General features: G+C 65.0%; 12 protein-coding genes. 6 read left to right on the top strand and 6 right to left on the bottom strand.

Going from position 1 to position 10,995, the window contains the following annotated elements; translation table 11 throughout:
- From A9W95_RS23280 to A9W95_RS23290, 3 genes are all read right to left on the bottom strand, one after another.
- Positions 1–484, bottom strand: a 484-nt coding sequence (locus tag A9W95_RS23280) for a class I SAM-dependent methyltransferase (RefSeq protein ID WP_156746364.1), incomplete at its 3' end; no start/stop codon positions are given.
- An 11-nt stretch (positions 485–495) separates the two neighbouring features.
- Positions 496–1,449: a class I SAM-dependent methyltransferase gene (locus A9W95_RS23285; RefSeq protein ID WP_067418403.1), complete on the bottom strand. Its 954-nt coding sequence runs from the start codon at positions 1,447–1,449 to the stop codon at positions 496–498.
- A gap of 44 nt (positions 1,450–1,493) precedes the next feature.
- Positions 1,494–2,531: a dihydrodipicolinate reductase gene (locus A9W95_RS23290; protein WP_067418404.1), complete on the bottom strand. Its 1,038-nt coding sequence runs from the start codon at positions 2,529–2,531 to the stop codon at positions 1,494–1,496.
- A gap of 49 nt (positions 2,532–2,580) precedes the next feature.
- On the opposite strand from A9W95_RS23290, the gene A9W95_RS23295 reads away from it, so the two are divergent.
- A complete protein-coding gene (locus tag A9W95_RS23295) occupies positions 2,581–3,189 on the top strand; it encodes a TetR/AcrR family transcriptional regulator (RefSeq protein ID WP_067418406.1) in 609 nt (202 codons plus the stop codon).
- Positions 3,186–4,412: a cytochrome P450 gene (locus A9W95_RS23300; RefSeq protein ID WP_067418408.1), complete on the top strand. Its 1,227-nt coding sequence runs from the start codon at positions 3,186–3,188 to the stop codon at positions 4,410–4,412. The genes A9W95_RS23295 and A9W95_RS23300 overlap by 4 nt, the downstream gene beginning before the upstream one ends.
- 77 nt (positions 4,413–4,489) lie before the next feature.
- On the opposite strand, the gene A9W95_RS23305 is transcribed toward A9W95_RS23300, so the two are convergent.
- The gene (locus A9W95_RS23305) at positions 4,490–5,080 is read right to left on the bottom strand and encodes a TetR/AcrR family transcriptional regulator (RefSeq protein WP_067418417.1); all 591 of its coding nucleotides are present in this window, start codon (positions 5,078–5,080) and stop codon (positions 4,490–4,492) included.
- Positions 5,081–5,235: 155 nt separating this feature from the next.
- Here A9W95_RS23305 and A9W95_RS23310 point away from each other — a divergent pair, with 155 nt between their 5' ends.
- The 4 genes from A9W95_RS23310 to A9W95_RS23325 all read left to right on the top strand — a co-directional run bounded on the left by A9W95_RS23310 (position 5,236) and on the right by A9W95_RS23325 (position 10,011).
- Complete coding sequence (locus tag A9W95_RS23310; protein WP_067418409.1) at positions 5,236–6,729, top strand: NAD(P)/FAD-dependent oxidoreductase; 1,494 nt, start codon at positions 5,236–5,238, stop codon at positions 6,727–6,729.
- 51 nt (positions 6,730–6,780) lie between these two features.
- A complete protein-coding gene (locus A9W95_RS23315; protein ID WP_172826700.1) occupies positions 6,781–7,569 on the top strand; it encodes an alpha/beta hydrolase in 789 nt (262 codons plus the stop codon).
- The gene (locus tag A9W95_RS23320; protein ID WP_082983279.1) at positions 7,559–9,049 is read left to right on the top strand and encodes an adenylate/guanylate cyclase domain-containing protein; all 1,491 of its coding nucleotides are present in this window, start codon (positions 7,559–7,561) and stop codon (positions 9,047–9,049) included. The genes A9W95_RS23315 and A9W95_RS23320 overlap by 11 nt, the downstream gene beginning before the upstream one ends.
- Positions 9,050–9,156: 107 nt before the next feature.
- Positions 9,157–10,011 (top strand): SAM-dependent methyltransferase, encoded by an 855-nt coding sequence (locus A9W95_RS23325; protein WP_172826701.1) that lies wholly within the window; start codon positions 9,157–9,159, stop codon positions 10,009–10,011.
- Between the two features lie 56 nt (positions 10,012–10,067).
- Here the strand turns inward: A9W95_RS23325 and A9W95_RS23330 are convergent, their stop codons facing one another.
- Positions 10,068–10,718, bottom strand: coding sequence for an L-fuculose-phosphate aldolase (locus A9W95_RS23330; protein WP_067418415.1), 651 nt, complete (start codon positions 10,716–10,718; stop codon positions 10,068–10,070).
- On the bottom strand, positions 10,715–10,995 hold a 281-nt coding region (locus A9W95_RS23335; protein ID WP_305799976.1), incomplete at its 5' end, for an NAD(P)-dependent oxidoreductase. The genes A9W95_RS23330 and A9W95_RS23335, both read right to left, overlap by 4 nt.

Below are 10,995 nucleotides of genomic sequence, written 5' to 3' on the forward strand. Positions count from 1 at the left end.
CGCGCAGGTCGATGGGGATGGGGCGCCGGGTGGCGGTGGGCTCGGCACCCAGATCGGCCAGTGTGGTCGTCTTGAACTCGATCACCTGAGGTTGGTCGATCTCGTAAACGACGGTTCCGGCCGGCCAGGGCAACCGGTAGGCACGGGCGTCCAGTCCGGAGGCAAGGATCACCGCTTGGCGCACCCCGCCGGCGGTGGCGGCGGTGAAGTAATCGTCGAAAAACTTTGTGCGCACGCCCATTCCGTCGATGATCGCCTGCATCCGCTCGGGCGAGACGTTCTCGAACGATTCCAGCGCCAGGTCGCCGTCGATCATCTTGGTGAAGAAGTCGACTCCGACCGCGCGCACCAGCGATTCGGCGAACGGGTCGTCGATCAGCCCATTCGGGTCCTTGCTGACCATCGCACGTCCGGCCGCGACCATGGTCGCCGTGGCACCGACGCTGCTCGCCAGATCCCAGTTGTCGTCGTGCGCGCGGGGCATGCGTGTCCTATCTATCGGGATCGGGACGCCTTGTACAGCGTGCCGCTGATGTAGAACATATCCACCCCGGACATGTCGTCGTTTCCGGTGGGCGGCAGATCGCTCGCCGCGCGCAGATCCGGGAGGGAGATGCTGGTCATCAGCCAGCCTCGATCGGACAGATAGGCCTGCGCCTCGTTGCGGTCACCGAGGTAAACCAGCCCGGTCATGTCGACGTCGAAGCCGTGGGAACGCCAGCGTTCGGAGATCTGTTGCATTCGGTCCCGGATCCGATCTTCATCACCGGGGTTGACGCCGCTCAGACTTTCGGTCCCGACCCGGCTACCCGGCGCGCTGAGCGTAGTAATGTTGTCCAGCAAGCGATCTTGAGCGTCCGGCGGCAGATAGCCCAGCAGACCCTCGGCACTCCACGCGGTGGGTTGGGCCGGATCGAAACCCGCTGCGCGCAGGGCGGCCGGCCAATCGTCTCGCAGGTCGACGGCCACCACGCGGCGATCCGCGGTGGGGGAGGCGCCCAGGTCGGCCAGCGTGCGGCTCTTGAATTCGATGACTTGCGGTTGGTCGATCTCATAGACAACGGTGCCGTCCGGCCACGGCAGCCGGTATGCGCGCGCGTCGAGACCACTCGCCAGGATGACGGCCTGCCGGATGCCTGCTGCGGTCGCGTCCAAGAAGAACTCGTCGAAGAAGCGGGTGCGCACCGCCATGTTATCGGCGACGTCGGCTACCGCGCCGAACGGACGCTGCGGGTCGTCGTCGAGGTCGGCCGCGGTGGTCTCGCCGGTGGCCAACCGGGTCAGCAGGTCGACACCGACCGCCTGCACCAGAGGCTCCGCGAACGGATCGTTGATCAGCGGGCGCTCCGCACGCGTGGCCATGGCCCGGGCGGCGGCGACCATGGTCGCGGTCACGCCGACGCTGGACGCCAGATCCCAGGTATCTCCGTCATGCCTCGAGGACGTCATCGAAACCCCAATCGTTTGTCGGTCTTCAGCCAACGTACAAGCGGTCAGGGGAGCAAGGCGCCGACGGACCCGACGATGGGTAAGTCGGTCGGGGTGATGACGCCCGGCCGGGCAGCACAGACGAACGGTATGGCGTTGACCGCCGCCACCGCAGTGCTGTTCATCAGCAGTGTCATCACATCCTGGCCCGCACGGCCGAATCGGATCGTCGCATCGACAGGTGGCTCGCCGTCGATCACTACGGTGAAACCCTCCGGGTCGTGCCACTGCGGGTCGAGCGCGTCACTGCTCATGGTCCAGCAGATCGCCAACTCGACCACCGGCCGTCCGTTGCGGTAACCGCGGTACGTGCGTCGCTGTCCGCCGACCGTGCCCGCGGCGAATTGGGCCCAAGGCAAGTTGAGATCGCGGGTCAGCACCGCGTGCTCGACGAACGCCTCTTCGTCGTCGAGCTCGGCGCCCAGCATGGTCGCGATCAGGTCGAGCGTTTCGAAGTACCCCAGTCCGTACTGTTGGGACTGCGGGTCTATCGGCGTCACCCGCTGACGGGGTGGCTTGCCGAACCCGAGCACCGTCCATGCCTCTCGGACCGGGTAGGTGGTGCAGTCCAGCGTTTCAACGAGCTTGACGCTGTTGACCTTTCGGCACGCCCCGGTCAGAAACCCGGCGACGACGTTGATGAATCCCGGCTCGAATCCGGTGCCCAGAAAGGTCGCCCCGCCTTCGGTGGCGGCCGCGTCGAGCGCGGCGCGTTCGCTCCGATGGTGGCTGCCGGTCAGAAAATCTCCGGTGGTGACCACGTTGATGCCACGCCGCAGCATGGTGGCCACCAGGTCGTAGTCGATCACGCGCGGCATGTAGTTCACGCAATCGGGCTGCACGTCGAGCAACGCGTCTACGTCGCCGGTCGCTGCGACTCCGACCGGGTCTCTCCCAGCCAGCACTCCCGCGTCGCGGCCCACTTTGTCCGCGCCAAAGGCATGCACGCCGACCACGTCGAAGTCTGCGCGGTCGAGCAAGGTGCCGAGCGCTCGCGCCCCGACATTGCCGGTCGACCACTGGACCACTCGGTAGCGCGCCATGCCTCACGGTAACCGTTGACAGCTCGACTCGAACGCTGTTCTAATCAGAATGTTGTTCGAATCTGCTCCGGGCGGGGGTCTAGTGGAAGCCGTATCCAATGCGCCGGTGTTGCGTTACGGCGCGCTGGACCGGGCACACCTGACAAAGCACCTGTGGCAGTTGGCAAAGCGCGTGGGCGTCAGCCGGGTGACCATGCGGGAGTTGGCGGCCGAGGCCGGTACGGCGCCGTCGTCGGTGTACTACCACGTCCGCGACAAGCGGGAACTGCTCGACCTGCTGATCGAATCGGTCCTGGCGCAGATCGAGATCCCACACGACGGTGACTGGGCCGCTCGGTTAGTCACGTTGTACACCAACGCCTGGCACGTGCTCGTCGAGGTGCCGGGCATTGCGGTGCTGCTGCAGGAGCATCCGCACACCGCTGCGGCCACCGAGATGGACCGGGCCTCGCGGGCGATTCTGCGTGACTCCGGTTTGCCGGCAGCGCATTTCGAAGCCGCGCATGCCACGTTGTACGTGCACCTGCTGGGTTCGGTGCAACTCGAGCACATCCGTCCCGTCGACGCCTCGGTCGGGGGACCGCACGACTGGGCATTCGAATACGGGTTGCGGCTGATCCTCACGGGTCTGCGCGGGGACATCGGGGGTGAAATATGACGGAAGCGATGATCGATCTGGCCGACCCGGCGCATTGGGCATCGCGGTTTCCCGACGACCTGTTCGCCGCACTGCGCGCCCGCACGCCGGTATTCCACCAACGCCTCACCGACGACGTGCAATCGACGGTGGGACGGGAGTTCTGGGTGTGCACCAAACACGCCGACGTCGCCCGAGTGCATCGTGATTACGAGTCGTTCACGGCGACTCGCGGCCCGTTGATCCAAGACGTGCCGCTGTTCGACGCTTACCCGGCCATCGTCAGTTTGGATCCGCCCGACCACACCGTGCGCCGCAGGGTCATCACCCGCGCGTTCACCCCGCGCGCCGTGGCCAAACTCGAAGACGGAATCCGCGCTCGGGCCAAGGCGATGGCCGATGCGCTGTTCGATCGGGGTGGCGGCGACTTCGTGGATCTCGCAGCGGGACTGCCCATCTCGGTGATCGGTGACATCGTCGGCATCCCGGAGGCGGACCGGCCCCGGGTGTTCGGCCTGATCGATCGGGTCTTGAAGACCGCCGGTGGGCAACTGGCCGTTCCCGACGGGGATGACCTGATGCCGTTCATGGAGTTGTTCCAATACGCCAGCGAGTTGACTGCCGAGAAGCGAGCGCACCCCGTCGACGACATTTGGAGCGCCTTGTGCACCACCGAAATCACCGCCGACTCCGGAGAGAGTTTCCTGCTGCCGGCCAACGAGCTGGAGATCTTCTTCTTCATCCTCGGGCTCGCTGGGGCGGACACCACACGAAATGCGTTGTGCGACGGCATCCGCGCGTTCGTCGCTAACCCTGACCAGATCGCGGTCTATCGGGCCGATCCCGAGGCGCGGCGAACCGCGGTCGAGGAAGTGATCCGCTACTCGACCCCCATTATGTTCTGGGTGCGGGGCGCCACGCAGGACGTGATGCTCAACGATGCGCTGATTCCCGCGGGCGCGCGGGTGGTGACGATGCTGCGGTCGGCCAACCGTGACGAGGACGTGTTCGACGACCCGTATCGGTTCGACATCCGTCGCGATCCCAACCCGCACCAGTCATTCGGCGGGGGCGGGGCCCATCACTGCCTGGGTGCCATGCTGGCCCGGGCGGAGGTCAGGGCCGCACTCGACGAGATTTTGTTGCGCAGCAACGAAATCGAGATCGGCGAGCCGGTGCTGCAGCTGCCGAGCTTGTGCAACAACATGACGGTGTACGAATCGCTGCCGGTGAGCTTGAACTAGCGCTCGCCGACGAAGACCGCCGCCTCACCCGCGTCCAGCCGCAGCACCGGGGAACCCGAAGTGTGGCGTGGTCCGGTCTATTGGGTGGATTCAGCGCAGTGCGCGGTAACAATGCCCAAGATGGCTGCCCGCACCCGGTCGGACACCGCGTGCGGTGATGCGGTGTCGAATTTGCCGTCCAGGTGCAGGAAGGCCAGACCGTGCACGAGGCTCCACAGAGCATTGCTCATGGCCTCGACATCCGTGTCCGGAAAACACGCTCGGGCGCCGCCACTCACGAGCTGCCAGATCGCGGCCGTGGCGGCGACCCGTTCGTTGTTCTCCCGCTCGCAAGGCTCGCCGAACATCAACCGGAACATGGCTGGGCGGCGCAACGCAAACTCGACGTAGGCGAGGCCCAGTTCCGCGAGATCTGCTGGGGTACTTGGTGCCGGGTTGGGGGCGGCCATGCAGTCCGCCAACTCCCGATAGCCGACGGCGGCCACCGCGGAGACCAATGCCTCGCGGTCCTCATAGTGGCGGTACGGCGCGCCAGGCGACACACCGGCGCGGCGTGCCACCGCTCGCAGCGAGAGGCCGGCCGTGTTGCCGTCCTCCTCGAGGAGCTCGATCGCCGCACGCACACAGGCGGCACGGAGGTCACCGTGATGGTAGCTAGAACCCGGCATGAGATAGGTCACACTCCCCAAGATGTAGACATCGCATACATCGCGGTTTAATGTAAGCACTGTTCAGCAGTATAGGGCAGTGAACAGCGGCGTACCGCATCGGCTGCTGCCTGACATTCCGATCGGTCAGTCCGGTGAGGCCACCTGGAGGCGTCGTGAACCCAAATGCTCAGACCCACAACCACGTCGCCGTTATCGGCGCCGGATTCGGTGGACTCGCCGCGGCAATCCGGTTGCAGGAACACGGATTCAACGACTTTGTGGTCATGGATCGCGCCCCCGACATCGGCGGCGTCTGGCGGGACAACACCTATCCGGGCGCAGCCGTCGACGTCGAGTGTCAGTTGTACTCATTCTCCTCTGCGCTGAATCCGCAGTGGCGCAACGTGTTCGCAAAGCAGCCAGAGATTTGGGACTACTTACGCGATGTCGTCCGACGATTCGGTTTGCCGCCCCACCTGTTACTCGACTGCGCCGTCGACGGGCTGGATTGGGATCCCGTCCACCAGCTCTGGCGAATGCAGACAGCGCGGGGAGAGCGCAGCGCCAACCACGTCGTGATCGCCACCGGAGCGTTGGCGGAACCCAACATCCCGGAAATTCCCGGCATGGAACGCTTTACCGGCGCGGCGTTCCATTCCGCCCGGTGGGACCACGGGATCGACCTCACCGATAAACGCGTCGCGGTCATCGGAACAGGTGCATCAGCCGCGCAATTCATCCCCGCTGTGCAGCCTGCCGTCGCTCACCTGACGGTCTTTCAACGGACGCCGGCGTGGGTCATACCGCGGCATGACCGCGAGATAAGTGCCAGCAAGCAGAAGCTGCTGCGAACCCTGCCCGCGCTGCAACGGCTATCGCGATTGCGCATCTACCTCAAGCGCGAGCGGCTTCTCCTCGGCTTCCGTCATCCCGCCTTTCAGAAACCGGCCGAGTTCTTGGCCCGTAAACATCTCTACGCACAGGTCGAGGACCCCGGACTACGGGCAAAGCTGCTGCCCGACTATCGACTGGGCTGCAAACGCGTGCTGATTTCCGACGACTACCTGTCCGCGCTCGCCAAGCCCAACGTCACCCTGGTCACCGACGGTATTCATGAGATCACGCCGGGCGGCATCGTCGACGGCACCGGCGCCGAACATCAAGTCGACGCAATAATTCTCGGGACGGGATTCAAGACGGATCGATTGCCGCTGACCGACCGCATCCGCGGCGCCGACGGGATAAGCATGGCGGAGAAATGGACCGGCAATCCCACCGCCTTTCTGGGGACCACCGTCGCGGGCTTTCCCAACTGTTATCTGATCAACGGACCCAACACCGGCCTGGGACACACATCGGTGCTGTACATGTACGAGTCCCAGGCCAGATATGTTGCGTCAGCGATCGGCTATGCGCGCGCTCATTCCGTCGGCGCCATCGAACCCACCGAGAAGGCCCAGGAGGCGTACACGGCGGAGGTGGATCGACTCAGCGCCGGAACGGTGTGGTCGAGCGGTGGCTGCAAAAGTTGGTATCTCAACGCCAACGGTCGCAACACAAATCTGTGGCCCGGCAACACCTTCAGCTACCGGCGGATGACGCGCCGGTTCGACCCTGCCCATTACGTCCTTTCTCGCCGGCTCACACCCACACCGGCGTCACCGTGACAACGGCGCCGCGACATGCCATTCGTAGACATCGACAAGGCGGCGCGTCACGTGCTGGAAGTGATCGAAAGGGGCCAAAGCAGCGAAATGCACCCGACCCCTTTGCTGTTCGTACACGGTGCATGGCACGGGGCGTGGTGCTGGGATGAGTACTTCCTTGATTACTTCGCCGGGCGGGGGTTTCGGGTCCTAGCCCCCAGCCTACGAGGACACGGGGGGAGCCCGGTCGAGAAATCCCTTCGCCTGTGCTCGATTTCGGAGTTCGTCGCCGATGTGACCATGGTCGCGCAGCGGCTTCCGCGTCCGCCGGTGCTGGTCGGGCATTCGATGGGCGGGTTCGTCGTGCAGAAATACCTGGAGAGTCATGACACCCCGGCCGCGGTCCTGCTCGCCTCGGCGCCGCCACGTGGGCAGCTCGGCTCGCTGTTGCGTTCGGTCCGTCGGCACCCCTGGCGTGCAATGAAATTCGCGATCACGGGCAATCCGGCCGACCTGTGCGGATCACCTGCAGGTACTCGCGAGATGTTCTTCGGCAGCCGCGCGCCTGACCATCTCGTGGAGATGACCGCCGCGCGACTTCAGCCGGACAGCATGCGGGCGATCTTCTTCGACATGGTGGCCGGCGATCTGGTGGACACGAGAAAGGTCAACACACCGATGCTTGTCATGGGGGGAACAGGCGACGAGGTCTATTCGGCGCGGGATGTCCGCCGTACCGCCGAGGCCTATCAGACATCGCCGGTGCTCATCCCGCACGCTGGGCACGACATCATGCTGGAGCCGGGATGGAGTACTGCGGCGGTGACGATCGAGTCCTGGCTTGGTCAGCATGGGCTCTGAGCTCGTCCCGTTTCGACGCCACATCGGAACCGCCGGCGCCGCACGGCGAGTGGGCGCAGCCTCGCGACGCGAGACGCGAGGATTGGCCGGCGCAGAGCGAGCTATCGACTTACGGCAACGTCATGCCGGGAACGAGGCGCCCGAGACGCGGTACGCGCAGGACGGTGGTGTTCACATCGCCTACCAAACCACCGGCGACCATGGCTCGGACCTTTTGTTGATCCCCACGCCGACATTTCCGATCGATTTGATTTGGGACGAGCCGCACGTAGCGGCACAGCTGAGCCGGTTGGCGTCATTCAGCCGCCTGATAATGACCGACCTGCTCGGTCTAGGTAGCTCCGACCAGGTGGCGATCCACGGTTGCCCCGCGATGCAAACCTGGACCGATGGCCTGATTGCCGTGCTCGACGCCGCGGGCAGTGCCCACGCCTCGGTCTTCGCCACGGCTGAGTCGGCGCTTCCGGCGATGCTATTGGCCGCAACCCATCCCGACCGCGTGAGTTCGCTGGTGCTGTGGAGCGCTTTTGCGCGTTTCTCCCGCGCTGTCGACTATCCCTGGGGAATGCCTGAGCCCGCGATGACCCGCTATGTCGATCTCATCGGCGATGCGTACGGGACCGGCGTACTCGCGGATCACCTCGCGCCCACCAACGCCGCCGCGCAGCGTCGACCCAGGTGGGCGCGCGGGGAGCGGCTCTCGGGCGGTCCCGGCTACTTCAAACGGATCTACGACTTGTACGTACGTAGCGACATGCGGCCCGTGCTGGACAGCATCCAGGTGCCAACACTGTTGCTGCATCGCCGCGGTGACCGCCATGTCGTCGACGGCCACGGGCGCTATCTGGCCGACCGAATACCCAACGCGCGACTGGTGGAATTCGACGGTGATGACCATGTGTGGTTCGCCGGAAAGGTAAACGCTGTACTCGATGAGATTCAAGAATTTCTGACCGGCCAACGCGCCTCGGCACCCAGCCACCGTGTGCTGGCCACCGTCCTGTTCACCGACATCGTGCGGTCTACCGAGCTTGCGGCTTGTCTCGGCGACAGCGAGTGGGCCAAAGTGCTTGGTGAGCATAACCGCTTGGTTGAGCGGCACGTGGCAGCCGCCCGAGGTGCCGTGGTCAAGTTCACCGGTGACGGTGCCCTGGCGTCCTTCGACGGGCCCGCCCGAGCTATCAACTGCGCGTGTGCAATTCGCGATGCCGTACGAGAGCTCGGGTTTGCCGTCCGGGTGGGGCTGCATACGGGCGAGGTGGAATCGGTCGGAGCCGATATCCACGGCATCGCGGTGCATATCGCCGCGCGCATCATGGCGCTCGCGGCACCCGATGAAGTGCTTGTCTCCGGTGCAGTGCCGCCGCTGGTTCTCGGATCGACAATCGCCTTCGAAGATCGCGGCACCCTCGAACTCAAGGGCGTGCCGGGCCGCTGGTCGGTAATGGCCGTGCGCGATACCGGTTGCCCCTACCAATGAACACCGCTGTACGCGTCGGCGTTCGAAGCTGCGCGGCGATCGAATTCGGTTAGGGGTATTCGATGGATGTCGATGAAACCTTGACGGGTGTGGGATGGACGGGTCTCATGACCGCGTACAGCCGCGCGCATGAGTCGTTGCGCAAGGATCGTATGTTCAACGATCCGCTTGCGGCGGCAGTCGTCGCGGCCGCGAACCGCGTCGGGTCCGTCACCGGCCCGCGACTACCGCGTCTGCGGCCGACAATAGATGATGCAGCGTCGAATCTGTGGAACTTGTTCAGCTTCTATTTCGCGCATCGCACGGTCTTCTACGACAGCGGCTTGCTGAACGCGATCGACGCGGGGTACCGCCAGATCGTCCTTTTGGGCGCGGGCTTCGACGGTCGCGCATTCCGGCTGGGTTTGCCGGGGGACGCGACCGTATTCGAAATCGACCAGGCATCGGTGTTGGCGTTCAAAGAACGGGTCGTGCTGCAACACAGTCTTATTCCCGACTGCTCCCGGGTGCCTTTGTGGGTCGATCTGCGAGAGGAGATCGCTGGTCCATTAATGGCTGCGGGATTCCGCCCGGACCGGCAGACGGTGTGGATTGCCGAGGGGCTGCTGATGTACTTCACGCGTGAGGAGGCCGATCGGCTGCTCGACCGCGTCTCAGCGTTGTCTACCACTGGAAGCCGTTTCCTCAGTGAATATTTCACTCGTCAATGGAAGTACGAGGACGTCAACTACGAGCTCTTGGACGATCGGGACCGCGTGGTCTGGGACCTGCTGAAGTGGGAGTTTCCCGACGATCCGGTGCTCGAGGAGCCCGGAGATTGGCTCGCATCTCATGGGTGGCAGGTCCGCGCTCGTACGACGGTCGGCGAATTCGGCCGCGCCGCTCGGCGGGAGGTGCCGCCGGAATTCGAGACTTCTGACGGCGCGGACATCTGGTTGTTCGACGGCGTCAAAGGCGGGTGATCCCGCGCGTGGCCGTTAACGGTGAAGGTGCCGCGCAAATCACGAGCTGGCCCGGATCAGTTAGCGCGCAGATAGGTGTAGACGCCGGCGAAGTTGCGGTTCACTTCTTCGGGTACCGGCACCGGACCGCCGAGAGCGCGAGCGCCCCAGACGATTTGGGCGGTGCGCTCGACCAGTGCGGTGATGTGCAGCACCTTGTCGGGCCGCGGACCGACCGCTACCAGGCCGTGGTTGGCGATCAGGGCAGCACCGCGTCCGTCCAGCGCTTTGACCGCGTTGGTGCCGACGTCCGGTGTGCCTGAGGCGGCGTAATCGGCGCACCGGACGTCTCCGCCGCAATACACCGCGAATTCGTCGATGCAGGCCGGAATGGGTTGATGCGCCACGGCGAACATGGTCGCCCACACCGGATGGCTGTGGATGACGCTGCCGATGTCGTCGAACGCTCGATAACACGCCAGGTGCAACTGCATCTCGGTGGACGGCATGCGGCCGTCTTTGGCCTGCAGCACAGCACCATCGGGGTCGACCACGACCAGATCGTCGAGCACCATGTCGGCGTAGTCGACCGACGACGGCGTGATGACCAGGCTGCCGTCGCGGCGTCGGGCGGAGAGGTTGCCGGCGGTGCCCTCCACCAGCCCCCGGCGCAGCATCTCTTTGGCCGCCGCCAATACCGCGACTTCCGGATCGTCGACATACTTCATCGGCCCAGCACCTCCGGATTGACGATATGGGCGGGCCTGGCGCCGGACAACAGCGCGTCCAGATCGTCGGCGACCATCTGTGCCTGCCGCGCTTCGGTGTTCCACGTGGCCCCACCGATGTGCGGGGTGAGCACGACGTTGGTCATCTCCGTCAGCGGGTGATCGGTGGGCAGCCACTCCCCGACGAAGTGGTCTAACCCGGCGGCGGCCACCTTGCCCGCGCGCAGCGCCTCGACGAGGGCATCGGTGTCATGCAATTGGGCGCGGGCGGTGTTGA

Source organism: Mycobacterium sp. 1423905.2 (genome assembly GCF_001673155.1).
Lineage (GTDB): Bacteria > Actinomycetota > Actinomycetes > Mycobacteriales > Mycobacteriaceae > Mycobacterium.